This window comes from Pseudomonas sp. FBCC-B1667 (assembly GCF_059133255.1).
Genome location: NZ_CP101437.1, coordinates 704,559 through 720,066 on the forward strand (window position 1 = coordinate 704,559; position 15,508 = coordinate 720,066).

The 15,508-nt window shown below is 60.2% G+C and carries 16 protein-coding genes and 1 pseudogene; 10 read left to right on the forward strand and 7 right to left on the reverse strand.

Annotated features, from left to right (window positions below):
• Positions 1 to 18: 18 nt before the first annotated feature.
• A complete protein-coding gene (locus NL116_RS03055) occupies positions 19 to 1,449 on the reverse strand; it encodes a coniferyl aldehyde dehydrogenase (protein ID WP_494375963.1) in 1,431 nt (476 codons plus the stop codon).
• Between the two features lie 146 nt (positions 1,450 to 1,595).
• Here NL116_RS03055 and NL116_RS03060 point away from each other — a divergent pair, with 146 nt between their 5' ends.
• Entirely contained in the window at positions 1,596 to 2,267 is a 672-nt protein-coding gene (locus tag NL116_RS03060) for a TetR/AcrR family transcriptional regulator (protein ID WP_494375964.1), read from the forward strand.
• Positions 2,268 to 2,300: 33 nt separating this feature from the next.
• Positions 2,301 to 3,155: a sulfurtransferase gene (locus NL116_RS03065; RefSeq protein WP_494375965.1), complete on the forward strand. Its 855-nt coding sequence runs from the start codon at positions 2,301 to 2,303 to the stop codon at positions 3,153 to 3,155.
• Positions 3,156 to 3,226: 71 nt separating this feature from the next.
• On the opposite strand, the pseudogene NL116_RS03070 reads toward NL116_RS03065, so the two are convergent.
• The 5 genes and pseudogenes from NL116_RS03070 to NL116_RS03090 form a co-directional block, all read right to left on the reverse strand.
• Positions 3,227 to 3,378 (reverse strand): annotated as a pseudogene (locus NL116_RS03070) (AraC family ligand binding domain-containing protein); the annotation flags it as partial.
• 3 nt (positions 3,379 to 3,381) lie between these two features.
• The gene (locus NL116_RS03075; protein ID WP_494375966.1) at positions 3,382 to 4,380 is read right to left on the reverse strand and encodes a hydrolase; all 999 of its coding nucleotides are present in this window, start codon (positions 4,378 to 4,380) and stop codon (positions 3,382 to 3,384) included.
• A gap of 57 nt (positions 4,381 to 4,437) precedes the next feature.
• Complete coding sequence (rsmD, locus tag NL116_RS03080) at positions 4,438 to 5,049, reverse strand: 16S rRNA (guanine(966)-N(2))-methyltransferase RsmD (protein WP_027926543.1); 612 nt, start codon at positions 5,047 to 5,049, stop codon at positions 4,438 to 4,440.
• Positions 5,049 to 6,539, reverse strand: a complete 1,491-nt coding sequence (locus NL116_RS03085) for a M16 family metallopeptidase (RefSeq protein WP_494375967.1) — start codon at positions 6,537 to 6,539, stop codon at positions 5,049 to 5,051. The genes rsmD and NL116_RS03085 overlap by 1 nt, the downstream gene beginning before the upstream one ends.
• Positions 6,532 to 7,887 carry a M16 family metallopeptidase gene (locus tag NL116_RS03090; protein WP_494375968.1) on the reverse strand — a complete coding sequence of 452 codons (1,356 nt, stop codon included), beginning with the start codon at positions 7,885 to 7,887 and terminating at the stop codon, positions 6,532 to 6,534. The genes NL116_RS03085 and NL116_RS03090 overlap by 8 nt, the downstream gene beginning before the upstream one ends.
• A gap of 345 nt (positions 7,888 to 8,232) precedes the next feature.
• Here NL116_RS03090 and ftsY point away from each other — a divergent pair, with 345 nt between their 5' ends.
• The 4 genes from ftsY (at position 8,233) to rpoH (ending at position 12,371) form a co-directional block, all read left to right on the forward strand.
• Positions 8,233 to 9,717 (forward strand): signal recognition particle-docking protein FtsY, encoded by a 1,485-nt coding sequence (ftsY, locus tag NL116_RS03095; RefSeq protein ID WP_494375969.1) that lies wholly within the window; start codon positions 8,233 to 8,235, stop codon positions 9,715 to 9,717.
• Positions 9,714 to 10,385, forward strand: coding sequence for a cell division ATP-binding protein FtsE (gene ftsE, locus NL116_RS03100; RefSeq protein WP_123434743.1), 672 nt, complete (start codon positions 9,714 to 9,716; stop codon positions 10,383 to 10,385). The genes ftsY and ftsE overlap by 4 nt, the downstream gene beginning before the upstream one ends.
• Positions 10,382 to 11,404 (forward strand): permease-like cell division protein FtsX, encoded by a 1,023-nt coding sequence (gene ftsX, locus NL116_RS03105; RefSeq protein ID WP_494375970.1) that lies wholly within the window; start codon positions 10,382 to 10,384, stop codon positions 11,402 to 11,404. Before ftsE ends, ftsX begins: the two co-directional genes overlap by 4 nt.
• Before the next feature lie 112 nt (positions 11,405 to 11,516).
• A complete protein-coding gene (gene rpoH / locus NL116_RS03110; RefSeq protein WP_007897890.1) occupies positions 11,517 to 12,371 on the forward strand; it encodes an RNA polymerase sigma factor RpoH in 855 nt (284 codons plus the stop codon).
• Positions 12,372 to 12,443: 72 nt separating this feature from the next.
• Here the strand turns inward: rpoH and mtgA are convergent, their stop codons facing one another.
• Positions 12,444 to 13,166 (reverse strand): monofunctional biosynthetic peptidoglycan transglycosylase, encoded by a 723-nt coding sequence (gene mtgA / locus NL116_RS03115; RefSeq protein WP_494375971.1) that lies wholly within the window; start codon positions 13,164 to 13,166, stop codon positions 12,444 to 12,446.
• A gap of 74 nt (positions 13,167 to 13,240) precedes the next feature.
• Here mtgA and NL116_RS03120 point away from each other — a divergent pair, with 74 nt between their 5' ends.
• The 4 genes from NL116_RS03120 to trmB all read left to right on the forward strand — a co-directional run bounded on the left by NL116_RS03120 (position 13,241) and on the right by trmB (position 15,483).
• A complete protein-coding gene (locus NL116_RS03120) occupies positions 13,241 to 13,621 on the forward strand; it encodes a DUF423 domain-containing protein (protein ID WP_494375972.1) in 381 nt (126 codons plus the stop codon).
• Between the two features lie 71 nt (positions 13,622 to 13,692).
• A complete protein-coding gene (thiS, locus tag NL116_RS03125) occupies positions 13,693 to 13,893 on the forward strand; it encodes a sulfur carrier protein ThiS (protein ID WP_008026157.1) in 201 nt (66 codons plus the stop codon).
• A 60-nt stretch (positions 13,894 to 13,953) separates the two neighbouring features.
• Positions 13,954 to 14,748, forward strand: coding sequence for a thiazole synthase (locus NL116_RS03130; protein ID WP_027926552.1), 795 nt, complete (start codon positions 13,954 to 13,956; stop codon positions 14,746 to 14,748).
• Positions 14,749 to 14,757: 9 nt separating this feature from the next.
• Positions 14,758 to 15,483 carry a tRNA (guanosine(46)-N7)-methyltransferase TrmB gene (trmB, locus tag NL116_RS03135; RefSeq protein WP_494375973.1) on the forward strand — a complete coding sequence of 242 codons (726 nt, stop codon included), beginning with the start codon at positions 14,758 to 14,760 and terminating at the stop codon, positions 15,481 to 15,483.
• Positions 15,484 to 15,508 lie beyond the last annotated feature (25 nt).

Below are 15,508 nucleotides of genomic sequence, written 5' to 3' on the forward strand. Positions count from 1 at the left end.
CCCGATTGGCGGTGATCGTTAGCGAATGAACAATTTCTGAATCAGTTTCTGGATGGATTTTCCGTACGGCGGGTAGATCAGCTTCGCGGCATTGAAACGCTGCTTGATCAACACGCCTTTGGCTTTGCTGAAGGTCAGGAACCCCTCGTGGCCGTGGTAATGGCCCATGCCCGAGGCACCGATGCCACCGAACGGCATGTCGTCTTGAGCGACGTGCAGCAGCGTGTCATTGAGGCAGACACCACCGGAGTGGGTTTCGTGGAGAACACGGTTTTGTTCGCGCTTGTCGTAGCCGAAGTAGTACAGCGCCAGTGGGCGAGGGCGTCGGTTGATGTAGGCAAACGCTTCGTCCAGGCTCTTGTACGGCACGATGGGCAGCAGCGGGCCGAAGATTTCGTCCTGCATCACGGTCATGTCGTCGGTGACATTGAGCAACAGGCTGTGACTCATGCGCCGGCCCTGACTCTGGTCGAACAGCGGAATCAACAGCGCGCCCTTACTGGTGGCATCGCTGACGTAGCCGTTGAGACGCGCCAGTTGCCGCTCGTTGATGATGGCGGTGTAGTCCGGGTTGTCAGCCAGCGTCGGATAAAAGCCGCGAACCACCTGACGGTAAGCTTCAACGAAACCACCCACACGGTCTTCCGGCACCAATACGTAGTCCGGGGCCACGCAGGTTTGCCCGGCATTCAGGGTTTTGCCGAAGGCGATGCGTTCGGCGGCGTCTTTCAAAGGCACATCGTGGGAGACAATGGCCGGGGACTTGCCGCCGAGTTCGAGGGTCACCGGGGTGAGGTTCTCGGCCGCCGCACGCATCACGTGTTTGCCGATGCTGGTGGCGCCGGTGAACAGAAGGTGATCGAAACGCAGGCGGGAGAATGCGACGCCGACGTCGGCTTCGCCCAGCACCACGCAGACCAGGTCTTGAGGAAAGACCCGAGCGAGCAATTCCTTGAGCAGCAAACCGGTGGCCGGGGTCGATTCGCTGAGTTTGAGCATCACCCGATTACCGGCCGACAGCGCGCCCACCAATGGGCCGATGGCCAGGTACAGCGGGTAGTTCCACGGCACGATGACACCGACCACGCCCAACGGTTGGTAAACGACTTTGGCCTCCGCCGGCTGAAAAGCGATGCCCACTTTGCGCCGCGAGGCTTTCATCCAGCCTTTGAGGTGCTGGCTGGCGTAATGAATGCCGTGCAGGCTGGGCATCAGTTCGGCAAGCAGGGTTTCATCGGCACTGCGGTGGCTGAAATCCTGGCTGATGGCTTCGATCAACGCCTGACGTTCACTGCTCAACAAGTCGCGCAGGGCTTTGAGCCATTGCTGGCGCTGGGCGGCCGGCGGCATCGGGTTGGCGGCGTATGCGGCGCGTTGGGCGTCGAACAGGTTCTGCATTTCTTCCAGAGGCTGATTCAAATTCTGAAGGTAGGCGATGTCAGCGGTCATTGTCGGCTCCGGATTTGTTGTAATGAGTGACCTTTTAGAGTCTATACTCTAGAAAGTCAAATGACATCCTGGAACAGCTTTGTTTTATCCACTCGAGGATAGGTCGTAAGATGCCTGTCATCGCACTCTGAATTAAAGCTCAAGCCATGGCCCCTCGGATCAAAACCAGCGAGCGCATCGTGCAGAACAGCCTGGAGCTGTTCAATCAGCAGGGTGAGCGCAGTGTCAGCACCAACCACATTGCTGCCCACATGGAAATTTCACCGGGCAACCTGTACTACCACTTCCCCAACAAGCAGGCGATTATCGCTGTGTTGTTCAGTGAGTACGAAAGCCTGGTGGACAGCTTCCTGCGCCCGCCACAGGGACGTGCGTCGACGGTAGATGACAAGCGCTTCTACCTCCAGGAGCTACTGGCGGCCATGTGGCGCTACCGTTTTTTGCATCGCGACCTCGAGCACTTGCTCGACAGCGATCCGGAACTTGCCGCCCGTTATCGACGGTTTTCCCAGCGCTGCCTGATCCATGGCACTCACATCTACGCAGGCTTTGTCGAAGCCGGCATCCTGCAGATGGACAAGGTCCAGATTGAGTCCTTGACGCTGAATGCGTGGATCATCCTGACCTCTTGGGTGCGGTTCCTGTGCACCACGCGAGAAAACTCCAATCACCTGAGCGAGCAAGCCATAAAACGGGGCGTGTATCAGGTGCTGGTGCTTGAGGCCGGCTTCGTCACCGATCAGGCGCGCGATGCGGTAAATGCGCTGTACGAAGAGTTTTATGTGCCGTTGGCCCAGGCCTTAGAAGAAGTGCAGTAGGATCGAACACTGACTTAGTCACAGGAGCCCGCTATGCCCATTGCGCAACTGATCAGCCCGCAAGCACTGGACCTGAAAAAGGACCAGTCGGGGCTGGTGATTCTCGATTGTCGTTTTGCCCTCGAAGACCCGGATTACGGCCAGCGTAGCTATGCCGAAGGGCACATCGCCGGTTCTAGGTTTGCCGATCTCGAGCGTGATTTGAGCGGGACTGTGGTCAAGGGCGTGACCGGGCGTCATCCGCTGCCTGAAGCGGATGACTTGATCGAGCGCCTGCAAGCCTGGGGCATCAACGCCGACAGCGAAGTGGTTTTGTACGATGACGGCCCCGGTGCCTTTGCGGCGCGTGCCTGGTGGTTGCTGGCGTGGTTGGGCAAGCGTGACGGTGTGTTTATTCTGGACGGCGGGCTCAAGGCCTGGCATGCGGCGGGTTTGCCGCTGAGTCTGGATGCGTGCGATACCCTGCGTGGCACCTTCAGCGGGACGCCGGACAACGCGCTGGTCTTGAGTGCGCAACAGCTTGTACAGCGTCTCGGCCAACCTGAGTTGACCTTGCTCGATGCCCGAGGCTTGCCGCGTTTCAAAGGCGAAGTGGAGCCGATTGATCCGATTGCCGGGCACATTCCGGGGGCGCAGTGTGCGGCGTTTACCGACAACCTTAGCGGTGATGGGCGGTTTTTGCCGGCTGATCAACTCAAGCAGCGATTTGCCGCGAAACTCGGTAACCGTTCGCCAGCCGATCTGGTGGCGTACTGCGGTTCCGGAGTGACGGCTTGCCATAACCTGTTTGCGCTGTGCCTGGCGGGTTATCCGTTGGGGGCTTTGTATGCCGGGTCGTGGAGTGAGTGGATCAACGATCCCGCACACGGCATCGCCATCGGCGAGTAGTACAAATCCAATGTGGGCTTGCTCCCACATTGGGTCGTCGTCGCCATCAGCATTCGGGTAGTGGCCGGGCCGCGACAGCGCTGGGCGCCGGCCATGATGCCGATTCCATAGCCATCGTGCACATGGGGCGCGAAGCGGTGTTCGATGTCGTGCGGACAGCAACTCGACCCCGGCCAGCGGCTGTTAGCCAGAAGCGGATCGACTCGTCCTGATCGACGTCCATCGGCTACTTGCGACCCACCGCGGCCAGCCACTGCGGGATACGCCGTTCCAGGTAATAACCCGGTTGCCTGAACGAGCCATCGACGAAGCCGACATGCCCGCCCTTGGTTTGTAATTCCAGTTGTGTGCAGGCAGACAACTCGTCGGCGTGCGGCAGGCTGTGAGGAAAGACGAAGGGATCGTCGGCTGCCTGAATGATCAGGGTCGGTGTGCGAATTTCCCCAAGAAAATAGCGGCTCGACGCCCGACGGTAGTAATCCTCGGCATCGATAAAACCATTCAACGGCGCCGTGACCCGGCCATCGAAATCCCAGAAGGTGCGCATGTTCTCCAGCGAACCCAGCGCCGCCAATGCCGCCAGGCCCTCTTCACGTCCGTCATGCCGGAACTGGCGTTGTTTGTTCTTGATGTAGGCGAGCATCTCGCGCATGAAATGCGCCTGGTAGACCTTGGAAAACCCCTGGCCGATACGATCCGCGCACTGGTCGAGACGAAACGGAACCGACACCGCCACCGCACCGACCACACCGTTGTCACTGCCGGACTCGCCCAAGTGCTTGAGCAAGACGTTGCCGCCCAGGGAATAACCCACCACGTACAGCGGCGCCAACGGTCGTTTGGCCCGCAGGTGCCTGATGGTTTCGGCGAGGTCTTCGCTGGCGCCGGAATGGTAGCTGCGCGCCAACAGATTCGGTTCACCCGAACAGCCACGCCAGTTCAACGCGACACTGGCCCAGCCTTGGGCGGCGAGGGCCTTTTGCACACCGGCCACATAAGGTGAGTTCGACGAGCCGGTCAGCCCGTGCAACACCAGCACCAATGGTGCCGTCGCGCTGTGCGGGCCGTGCCAGTCGAGGTCGAGGAAGTCGCCGTCTTCGAGCCACAAGCGTTCGCGCTCGCGTTCGATGTGCGTGGTTTTGCGCCAAAGCGGTCCCCACAAGGTTTGCAAGTGCGGATTGCCCAGGCCCAAGGCGGGGGTGAAGCGGTCTGGCGGATGGGACACGATTGCTCTCGATGCAGCGGTGCGCAACGGGGTGCGCACCTTTTTCAAGCCGGTCGATTAACCGGCGATCTCTGCCATACGTTGCCACAACGCGTAGTAAACCCGCCCGGATTTCTGCTCCCGGTGCAGGCGCCAGTTGCCTGGCAAGCCAAGGGACGACGGCGCGTTTTCGCTTTCAGTGTAGATCCAGGCCTCGTCGGCCAGCCACTGACGCTCTTCCAGCAGCGTGCAAACACCCGGCAGCAGGTTCTGGTTGAACGGCGGGTCGAGGAACACCAGGTCGTAGGCCGTGGCGGTCTGGGTTTCAAGGTAGCGCAGGGCGTCGGCTGTCTGAATCTGGCCGGTGGTGCAGCGCAGTGTGCCCAGGTGCTCCTTGATGCTGGCGACCGCGATGTTGCTGGCGTCCAGCGCCTGGCCCATGGCCGCGCCACGGGACAGGGCTTCAAGAAACAATGCGCCGCTGCCGGCGAACGGGTCCAGCACCTTGGCGCCCGCGACATACGGCGCGAGCCAGTTGAACAGGGTTTCACGCACCCGGTCCGGGGTCGGGCGCAGGCCCGGGGCGTCGGGGAAGCTCAGCTTTCGGCTGCCCCATTCGCCGCCGATGATGCGCAGTTGATTCACGCCGTTGTGGACGTTGTGAACAGGTTTTTTAGGACGCGTGGCCATTAATGCTCCGGAACCCCGAGCGGCTGCTCGGCAGGTTTATCAGATGGGGCCGGTAACGGCTTTTGTGGCACGGTCGGGCCAGCGCTGACGATGACCATCTTCTCCGTGCTCAAGTGTTTGTTCAGTGCGGTCTTGACCTGGTCGACGGTCAGGCTCTGGGACTCACGCATGAAGTCATCCAGATAACTGAGCGGCAGGTTGTAGAACCCCATGGCGCCCAACTGGCCGACGATATCGGCGTTGCTGGCGGTGGACAGCGGGAAGCTGCCGGCCAGTTCACGCTTGGCGTCATCGAGTTCTTTTTGCGTCGGGCCGGTTTTAAGGTAGTCGGCCAGCACGTCCTGCACCAGTTTCAGCGTGCCTTCGCTCATCTCGGCGCGGGTTTGCAGGTTGATCATGAACGGACCACGTGCCTGCATCGGGGTGAAACCCGAGTACACGCCGTAGGCCAGCCCACGTTTTTCACGCACTTCGCTCATCAAACGGGTGCCGAAACCACCGCCGCCGAGGATCTGGTTGCCCAAGGACAGTGCGGCGTAGTCCGGATCATCACGGTCGATGCCCAGTTGCGCGAGCATCAGGTTGGTTTGCTTGGACGGGAACTCGATGTGGCCGACGCTGGCTTTCGGTTCTTGCGGCTGTGCGATCTTCGGCAGTGCCGGGCCTTTTGGCAGCGCGCTGGAGACCTGCGCGGCAATCGCTTCGGCCTCGGCGCGAGACAAGTCACCGACCAGCGCAATTACCACGTTGCCAGCGGCGTAGGCTTTTTCATGGAACGCTTTCAGCTGACTCAGGGTGATCGCCGGAACAGATGTCGCCGTGCCGTCGCTCGAGTGCGCGTAAGGGTGATCGCCGTACAAACGGTTCATCAGCTCCAGGCTCGCCAGTTTGCCGGGGTTCTGTTTCTGGTATTCAAAACCGGCGAGCATCTGGTTCTTGATGCGCGCGAAAGAGTCAGCGGGGAAAGTGGGTTTGCCGATCACTTCGGAGAACAGCTTCAGGGCCGGTTCGCGTTTGTCCTTGACGCTGAGGCTGCGCAAAGACGCCAGCGCCATGTCCTTGAAGGCGCCGTTGCCGAAGTCAGCCCCCAGGCCCTCGAAACCCTGAGCGATGGCGCCGACATCTTTGCCGGCCACGCCCTCGTTGAGCATTGCGTTGGTCAGCACGGCCAGGCCCGGCGCATTGCCGTCCTGGCTGCTGCCGGCGGCGAAGATCAGGCGCATGTCGAACATCGGCAGCTCACGCGCTTCGACGAACATCACCTTGGCGCCTTCGGCGGTGGTCCAGGTCTGTACGTCGAGCGTGCGGTGGCTCGGTGCCTTGCCGTCGAGTTCGGTCAGCGATTGCAGCTTCTGGCTCGACCTGGCTTTATCCAGGGCTTCGCTGGCCTTGGACTCACCGGTTCTGGACAAGTAGAAAGTCGCGGAGCCGATCAGGGCGACAGCGATCAGGCCGATCAGGGCCAAACGTGGTTTTTTGCGCTCACTCATGAGTCGTCTCCAGTGGCAGGACATGGGCGACGCTGAGACGTTCGCGGGTGAAATACAGCTTGGCGGCTTTCTGGATGTCTTCCGGCGTTACGCTTTCCAGGTCGGCCAGTTCGGTATCCATCAACTTCCACGACAGACCGACGGTTTCGAGTTGGCCGATGGACGTGGCCTGGCTGGTGATCGAATCACGCTCGTAGACCAGACCGGCAATTACCTGAGCGCGCACACGCTCCAGCTCTTCAGCGGATGGCGCGGTGGTTTTCAGTTGTTCAAGCAGCTTCCACAGACCGGCTTCGGCCTGGGCCATGGTTTTCTTTTTCTGCGTGTTTGGTGTGGCAGACAAGGTGAACAGGCTGTCACCGCGGGTGTAGGCGTCGTAGCTCGACGAGCCGCCGGACACCAGCTCTTCGCCGCGTTCCAGTTGCGTCGGGATGCGACCGCTGTAGCCGCCGTCGAGCAGCGCGGAGATCAGGCGCAAGGCGTTCACCGAGCGTTTGTCTTCGGTGGTGGCGATACTTGGCACGTTGAAACCCAGCATCAGGCTCGGCAATTGGGTTTGCACGTGCAGGGTGATCAGGCGTTCGCCGGGTTCAGCCAGTTCCAGCGGGATTTTCGCTGGAGGCACATCGCGTTTGGCAATCGGGCCGAAATAACGCTGGGCCAGGGCCTTGACCTCGTCCGGGGTAACGTCACCGACCACCACCAGCGTGGCGTTGTTCGGCGCGTACCAGGATTGATACCAGTGGCGCAGCTCTTCAACTTTCATGCGATCCAGATCGACCATCCAGCCGATGGTCGGCGTGTGGTAACCGCTGGCCGGGTAAGCCATCGCCTTGAAGCGTTCGTAGGCCTTGGACATCGGCTTGTCGTCGGTGCGCAGACGACGTTCTTCTTTAATGACTTCGATTTCGCGGGTGAACTCGTCAGCTGGCAGGCGCAGGCTGGCCATGCGGTCGGCTTCCAGTTCGAAGGCCACGCCCAGACGGTCGCGGGCCAGCACTTGGTAATAAGCGGTGAAATCGTCGCTGGTGAACGCGTTCTCTTCGGCACCGAGGTCGCGCAGGATCAGCGACGCTTCGCCGGGGCCTACCTTCTCGCTGCCCTTGAACATCATGTGTTCCAGCGCATGGGAAAGACCGGTCTGTCCCGGTGTTTCGTAGCTGGAGCCGACCTTGTACCAGACCTGGGACACCACCACTGGCGCACGATGGTCTTCGCGCACGATAACTTTCAAGCCGTTGTCGAGGGTGAATTCGTGGGTGGGTTGTGGATCGGCAGCCAAGGCTGACAGTGGCAGACAAACTGTGCTGAGCAGCAGGCCTGCAGCGCGGCGGGCTAGAGCATTCATTCGTTTTTTAAACCTGTTGGGCTGCCCGCTTGGTCTTAGCGTCAGCGGGCGAGAGGGTGCTAGGATAACGGTCCGTTTTACTGGCGGCCACGCCTATCAGGCCTTTGATCGGTCTGCAGGTTGTTTGGGTTTGCGGCGCAAGCTTTGAGTTTGACAGCTAAACTCTGCGTTTTCGCCGACGATGCCGTTCCAGTCCTTCGTATTAGTCGACCTTTGGGGTGCGATTTGCACCTCGACAAAATGTTGCGCGTGAACAAGCTGGATCAATCGCAGTCTGTTCTGCATCGAATATTTATTTGCCGAGGCGCCCTTTGGCGCGTCGCTACCGTGAGATAGCCGTCCTCCATGTTTGGTTCCAACGACGACAAGAAAGCCCCAGCTGCGGCTGGCGAGAAGAAAAGCCTGTTCGGATGGCTGCGCAAAAAGCCGCAGGAACCCGTCGTCGAACAGCCACAGCCACTTTCTGAGCCCACGCCGGCGCCGACAACAGAAGAAGACCTCGCACCGATTGTCTTGCCGATCGCCGAGCCGGTGTTGCAACCGGTGGTCGAGCCGGCTCACGTTGCTGAAATCAGTGCCCAAGTGCCCCTGACGCCGATTACCGAACCCTGGCTGACGCTGCCGGTGGCCGAAGAGCCGGTTGCCCTCGTTGAAGACGAGTTGGCACCGCACATTACGCCACCGATTCCAGCCCCGGCCGCGTTTGTGCCTGAGCCTGTTAAGGTGCCGGTGGTTGAGCCGGTTGTCGCGCCAGTGGTTGTGGCCGAGCCTGAGCCGGTTGTTGCAGAACCTGTGGTTCCTGCTTTCGTTGCTCCTGTTGCTCCGGTCGTGCAAGCACCAGCACCGGTCGTCGCTCCGGACGAAACGCCCGTCGAGCCGCAGCGTGCGGAAGAATCCAAAGCCGGTTTCTTCGCCCGCCTCAAGCAAGGCCTGTCCAAGACCAGCGCGAGCATCGGCGAAGGCATGGCCAGCTTGTTCCTGGGCAGAAAGGCCATCGATGACGAATTGCTTGAAGACCTCGAAACCCGCCTGCTGACCGCCGACGTTGGCGTCGAGGCCACGTCGGTGATTATCCAGCGCCTGACCCAAAAGGTAGCGCGCAAGGAACTGGCCGATTCCGATGCACTGTACAAATCCCTCCAAGCCGAACTGGCCGCGATGCTCAAGCCGGTCGAGCAACCGCTGAAAATCACCTCGCAGAACAAACCGTTCGTGATTCTGGTAGTAGGCGTCAACGGCGCCGGCAAGACCACCACCATCGGCAAACTGGCGAAAAAGCTGCAGCTCGAAGGCAAGAAAGTCATGCTCGCGGCCGGTGACACCTTCCGTGCCGCGGCAGTGGAGCAATTGCAGGTCTGGGGCGAACGCAACAAGATCCCGGTCATCGCCCAGCACACCGGCGCCGACTCGGCTTCAGTTATCTTCGACGCCGTACAAGCCGCCAAGGCCCGTGGCATTGATGTGCTGATCGCTGACACGGCCGGTCGACTGCACACCAAAGACAACTTGATGGAAGAGCTGAAGAAAGTTCGCCGGGTGATCAGCAAGCTCGACGCCGATGCGCCGCATGAAGTGCTGTTGGTGCTCGATGCCGGCACCGGTCAGAACGCCATCAGTCAGGCCAAGCAATTCAATCAGACCGTCGAACTGACCGGCCTGGCGCTGACCAAGCTCGACGGCACCGCCAAGGGGGGGGTGATTTTCGCCCTGGCCAAGCAGTTTGGCCTGCCGATTCGCTACATCGGCGTCGGTGAAGGCATCGACGATTTGCGTACCTTTGAAGCAGAACCCTTTGTCCAGGCACTGTTTGCCGAGCGGGAGCGTTCATGATTCGTTTCGAACAGGTCGGTAAACGCTACCCGAACGGTCACGTCGGCTTGCATGAGCTGAGCTTTCGAGTCCGTCGGGGCGAATTCTTGTTTGTCACCGGCCATTCCGGCGCCGGTAAAAGCACCTTGTTGCGCCTGCTGCTGGCGATGGAGCGTCCGACCACCGGCAAATTGCTGCTGGCTGGCCAGGACCTCGCCACCATCAGCAACGCGCAGATTCCTTACCTGCGCCGGCAGATCGGCGTGGTGTTCCAGAATCACCAGTTGCTGTTCGATCGCACAGTGTTCAATAACGTCGCGCTGCCCTTGCAAATCCTGGGTCTGTCGAAGGCCGAGATCGTCAAGCGCGTGGATTCGGCCCTGGAGCGCGTGGCGCTCTCGGACAAAACCGATTTGTACCCGGGCGACCTGTCCACCGGTCAGCAACAGCGCGTCGGCATCGCCCGCGCCATCGTCCATCGTCCGGCCTTGCTGCTGGCGGACGAACCGACCGGTAACCTCGACCCGCGACTGGCCGCCGAAATCATGGGTGTGTTTGAAGACATCAATCGCCTGGGCACCAGCGTGCTGATCGCCAGTCACGACCTGGCGCTGATCGCCCGCATGCGTCACCGCATGCTGACGCTGCAACGTGGCCGATTGATCGGTGACGGGGAGGCTGCCGAATGAGTGCGACCCGTAGCCCCAAAGTTTCCGAGCGTGTAGCCCCGAAGGCTGCCGATCCGCAACCACAGAAGAAAAAACGCGACGATGACGACGGCCCGGACTTCGCGACGTTGTTCCGCGCCTGGGTGGAAAGTCACCGTGCGAGTCTGCTGGACAGCTTGCGCCGCTTGGGCAAGCAGCCGATTGGCAGCTTTTTCACCTGCATGGTGATGGCCGTTGCGCTGAGTTTGCCCATGGGCCTGTCACTTTTGTTAAGTAACGTAGAGCGTCTGGGTGGGTCCTGGCAGCGTGCGGCGCAGATTTCCCTGTACCTGCAACTGGAAGCCAGCCCTGAACAGGGCGAGGCACTGCGCGAGCAGATCAAAGGCATGCCGGGCGTAGCGGATGCTGAATATGTCGGTCGCGACCAGGCGCTGGAGGAGTTTCAGCAGCAGTCCGGCTTGGGCGAAGCGTTGAAGGAGTTGCCGGAAAACCCGCTGCCCGGCGTGGTCCTGGTGACACCGAACGAAGTCGACAAGCCCGCGCTTGAAGCATTAAGACAAAAACTATCCGAGCTGCCGAAGGTACAACAGGCGCAACTTGATCTAGTCTGGGTCGAGCGACTGGCAGCCATCCTCAAGCTGGGCGACCGTTTTGTCTTCGGTCTGACCGTGCTGCTGGTTTCTGCATTACTTTTGGTGATAGGCAATACCATTCGTCTTCATATTGAAAACCGCCGCACAGAGATAGAAGTGATTAAACTCGTCGGCGGCACTGACAGCTATGTGCGCAGGCCCTTTCTCTATATGGGCGCGTTGTATGGCTTCGGTGCGGGGATGCTGTCTTGGGGCGTACTGGCGTTTGGCTTGAACTGGCTGAACGACGCGGTGGTTGGACTGGCCGGTTTGTACGGCAGTGATTTCGCGCTGGCCGGAGTGCCAGCTGCCGATGGTCTGTCTCTCTTGCTTGGCGCGGTGCTGTTGGGGTATATCGGTGCATGGATTGCAGTCGCACGCCACCTGAGGGAGCTTGCGCCTAAGTAGTATCATTTTGCTCGTATTGACCTTTCAGCGTTTATGGGAACTTGTCTTTCGGTTTCCGGTCAATTTTCGCAGTGCTGAACTGCACGAGTTTGTAAGTCGGAGGTTTTGTCGTATGACCAATTCTTTGCAACCTGCATATGCTCTGGTCCCGGGTGCGAACCTGGAGGCTTATGTGCACACCGTGAACAGCATTCCATTGCTGACGCCGGAGCAGGAGCGTGAACTGGCCGAGAGTCTCTATTATGAGCAGGATTTGGGGGCGGCTCGGCAGATGGTGCTCGCCCACCTGCGTTTTGTCGTACATATCGCCCGTAGCTATTCCGGGTACGGTCTGGCTCAGGCTGACCTGATCCAGGAAGGCAACGTCGGCCTGATGAAGGCTGTGAAGCGCTTCAACCCGGAAATGGGTGTGCGTCTGGTGTCCTTTGCTGTGCACTGGATCAAGGCGGAAATTCACGAGTTCATCCTGCGCAACTGGCGCATTGTGAAAGTCGCGACCACCAAGGCCCAGCGCAAGTTGTTCTTCAACCTGCGCAGCCAGAAGAAACGCTTGGCGTGGCTGAACAACGAGGAAGTCCACCGTGTAGCGGAAAGCCTCGGTGTAGAGCCTCGGGAAGTGCGCGAGATGGAAAGTCGCCTGACCGGCCATGACATGGCCTTCGACCCGGCCGCGGAAGCGGACGACGACAGTGCTTTCCAGTCGCCGGCCAACTATCTGGAAGACCACCGGTACGACCCGGCGCGCCAGCTGGAAGACGCGGACTGGAGCGACAACTCCAACCACAACCTGCACGAAGCGCTGGAAGTGCTGGACGACCGCAGCCGTGACATTCTCTATCAGCGCTGGTTGGCTGAAGAGAAAGCCACGCTGCATGACCTGGCGCAGAAGTACAACGTGTCGGCCGAGCGTATCCGTCAGCTTGAGAAGAGCGCGATGAACAAGCTCAAGTTGTCGATCGCGGCATAACCTGCGAACCGGCCATAAAAAACGCCCCGAACATTGATCGGGGCGTTTTTGTTTGTGCCTGGTTTTGTGGTGTTACTGGGCCCAAGGCGCCCGGCGTGAATCATTGAGGCCCAGCAAATAGCTGTCGCCCCCCAACTGACTCATCTGCTGCCGAATCCACCCGGCCCGTCGTGCGACATAATTTGTCGGATGGCTTGCGCTCCACACTCTAGGGTTGGGCAACACAGCAGCCAGCAAGCTCGATTGCTGACGGCTCAGGCTTTTAGCGCTCACGCCAAAGTGATGCCGTGCCGCAGCCTCTGCTCCAAACACTCCGTCATCCCACTCAACACTGTTGAGGTAAACCTCAAGAATCCGCTGCTTGGGCCAGAACACCTCAATCAATCCGGTGAACCACGCTTCCAGGCCCTTACGCAGCCAGCTGCGCCCAGACCACAAAAACAGATTCTTCGACACCTGCTGGCTCAGCGTGCTGGCGCCGCGAATCGAACCGCCCAGCTCGTTATGAGCCAGTGCCGCCTGAATCGCGCCGAAGTCAAAACCCCAGTGCTCCGGGAATTTCTGATCCTCGCCGGCAATCACCGCGACTTTCAGGTCGTCGGAGATTTCCTCCCACGGCTTCCAGGTCCGCTGCAGGTCGATTGGCTCGCCGTCGAACCAGGATTCGATCTTGCGTTCGACCATCAACGCCGTTCCCGGCGGCGGCACCACGCGAAAGATAAGCACCAGCAAGACGCTGCCGCCCGCGAACCAGAGCACGGCCTTTGTGAATCGTCGTAAAAATATACGCAGCATAGAGATGGCTTGGCCGAACCCGTTGAGCGGGCCATTATACAGACCCTGTTGATCGAGTCTGACTGGAGTTCTTCATGCTGCGTGGCTTTTTGATGCTGGCTGCTTTCTTCGGCTTCACGGGCGTTGCCCTCGGCGCGTTCGCCGCGCATGGCCTGAAAAACCGTCTGACCCCCGAGTATCTGGCGATTTTCCATACCGGCGTCACCTACCAACTGGTGCATACCCTGGCATTGTTGGGCCTAGCGCTGCTGGCCACACAGATTCCAGGTCGTTTGATCACTTGGGCCGGAGCCTCGTTTGCCATCGGCATCCTGCTGTTTTCCGGCAGCCTGTACCTGCTGACCCTGACCGGCGTCAGTAAGCTCGGAATTGTCACACCTTTTGGTGGATTGGCGTTCCTGATCGGCTGGACCTGCCTGGGTTTCGCCGCCTGGCGCTTGCCGCTTACCGCTTGACGCTTGTTGCTGACCTTTAGGTCATGATCGGGCTAGAATGCCAGCCCCTAAAAATGATGGCGGCATTCGGCATGCGCATTCAGTTGAACGGCGAATCCCTTGAACTGCCCGACGGTGAAACCGTTGCGGCCCTGCTGACCCGTCTGGAACTGACCGGGCGCCGGGTGGCGGTTGAACTCAATCTGGATATCGTCCCGCGTAGCCAGCATGCCGACACCACGCTGAACGACGGCGATTCCGTCGAAGTGGTTCACGCCATCGGCGGCGGCTAGCCGCCCGGCTCGCAAGGGCACAGAATTCTGCAAGAACCTCACCCCTACAGAGGATTTCCCATGAGCATCGTTCGTAGCGACAAGCCCTTCGTCCTGGCCGGTCGTACTTACCAGTCGCGTTTGCTGGTAGGCACCGGCAAGTACCGCGACATGGAAGAAACCCGCCTGGCCATCGAAGCCTCGGGCGCCGAGATCGTCACCTTCGCCGTGCGCCGTACCAACCTCGGGCAGAACCCGGGCGAACCGAACCTGCTCGAAGTCCTGTCGCCGGATCGCTACACCTTTCTGCCGAACACGGCCGGTTGCTTCGACGCTACCGAGGCTGTGCGCACCTGCCGCCTGGCCCGTGAGCTGCTCGGTGGTCACAACCTGGTGAAGCTGGAAGTGCTGGCCGACCAGAAAACCCTGTTCCCCAACGTGATCGAAACCCTCAAGGCCGCCGAAGTGCTGGTCAAGGAAGGTTTCGACGTGATGGTCTACACCAGCGATGACCCGATCATTGCCCGTCAACTGGCGGAAATCGGCGTGATCGCGGTGATGCCGCTGGCTGGTCTGATTGGTACGGGCCTGGGGATCTGCAACCCGTACAACCTGCAGATCATCCTCGAAGAAGCCAAGATTCCTGTGCTGGTGGATGCCGGTGTCGGCACCGCTTCCGACGCCACCATCGCCATGGAACTGGGTTGCGAAGCGGTGCTGATGAACTCGGCTATCGCCCACGCCCAGCAGCCGGTCATGATGGCTGAAGCCATGAAACACGCCATCGTTGCAGGCCGCCTGGCCTACCTCGCCGGCCGCATGCCGAAAAAACTCTATGCCAGCGCCTCCTCGCCGCTGGATGGTCTGATCAAGTAAGAGCCATTGATGACTGAATCAAACGAAACGCCTGTCACGCCTGCAGAAGGCGAAGAGCGCCAACACCGTCGTATCAAGAGTTTTGTGATGCGCGCCGGGCGCATGACCGAAGGCCAGCAAAAAGGTCTGGAACAGGGCACGCCGCTGTTCGTCCTGCCATTGGCCGATGCGCCGGTGGACTTCGATCAGGTCTTCGGCCGTTCGGCACCGCGCTCGCTGGAAATCGGTTTTGGCATGGGGCATTCGCTGCTGGAAATGGCCGCAGCCTCGCCGGAACAGGATTTCATTGGCGTGGAAGTTCACCGTCCGGGTGTCGGCGCGCTGCTCAATGGCGTACTGACGCAGGGCCTGACCAACCTGCGGGTTTACGATTGCGACGCGATCGAAGTGCTCAACCGCTGCATCGCCGACAACAGCCTGGATCGCTTGATGCTGTTTTTCCCGGATCCGTGGCACAAGAGCCGTCACCACAAGCGCCGTATCGTTCAGGCGTCGTTCGCTGAACTGGTGCGCAGCAAGTTGAAGGTCGGCGGTGTGCTGCACATGGCCACTGACTGGGAACCGTACGCCGAGTACATGCTGGAAGTGATGAACGTCGCGCCGGGCTACCGCAACCTCGCCGAAGACGGTAAGTGCGTGCCGCGCCCGACCGAACGCCCGATCACCAAGTTCGAACGCCGCGGCGAACGTCTTGGGCATGGCGTGTGGGACCTGAAGTTCGAAAAACAGTCCTAAAGCCCTACGCAATACCCTATGTGGG

Excerpts from the sequence above, each read along its gene's own strand:
- NL116_RS03055 (WP_494375963.1), bottom strand. The coding sequence starts at position 1,449 with ATGACCGCTGACATCGCCTACCTTCAGAATTTGAATCAGCCTCTGGAA.
- NL116_RS03060 (WP_494375964.1), top strand. The coding sequence starts at position 1,596 with ATGGCCCCTCGGATCAAAACCAGCGAGCGCATCGTGCAGAACAGCCTG.
- NL116_RS03065 (WP_494375965.1), top strand. The coding sequence starts at position 2,301 with ATGCCCATTGCGCAACTGATCAGCCCGCAAGCACTGGACCTGAAAAAG.
- rsmD (WP_027926543.1), bottom strand. The coding sequence starts at position 5,049 with ATGGCCACGCGTCCTAAAAAACCTGTTCACAACGTCCACAACGGCGTG.
- NL116_RS03085 (WP_494375967.1), bottom strand. The coding sequence starts at position 6,539 with ATGAGTGAGCGCAAAAAACCACGTTTGGCCCTGATCGGCCTGATCGCT.
- NL116_RS03090 (WP_494375968.1), bottom strand. The coding sequence starts at position 7,887 with ATGAATGCTCTAGCCCGCCGCGCTGCAGGCCTGCTGCTCAGCACAGTT.
- ftsY (WP_494375969.1), top strand. The coding sequence starts at position 8,233 with ATGTTTGGTTCCAACGACGACAAGAAAGCCCCAGCTGCGGCTGGCGAG.
- ftsE (WP_123434743.1), top strand. The coding sequence starts at position 9,714 with ATGATTCGTTTCGAACAGGTCGGTAAACGCTACCCGAACGGTCACGTC.
- ftsX (WP_494375970.1), top strand. The coding sequence starts at position 10,382 with ATGAGTGCGACCCGTAGCCCCAAAGTTTCCGAGCGTGTAGCCCCGAAG.
- rpoH (WP_007897890.1), top strand. The coding sequence starts at position 11,517 with ATGACCAATTCTTTGCAACCTGCATATGCTCTGGTCCCGGGTGCGAAC.
- mtgA (WP_494375971.1), bottom strand. The coding sequence starts at position 13,166 with ATGCTGCGTATATTTTTACGACGATTCACAAAGGCCGTGCTCTGGTTC.
- NL116_RS03120 (WP_494375972.1), top strand. The coding sequence starts at position 13,241 with ATGCTGCGTGGCTTTTTGATGCTGGCTGCTTTCTTCGGCTTCACGGGC.
- thiS (WP_008026157.1), top strand. The coding sequence starts at position 13,693 with ATGCGCATTCAGTTGAACGGCGAATCCCTTGAACTGCCCGACGGTGAA.
- NL116_RS03130 (WP_027926552.1), top strand. The coding sequence starts at position 13,954 with ATGAGCATCGTTCGTAGCGACAAGCCCTTCGTCCTGGCCGGTCGTACT.
- trmB (WP_494375973.1), top strand. The coding sequence starts at position 14,758 with ATGACTGAATCAAACGAAACGCCTGTCACGCCTGCAGAAGGCGAAGAG.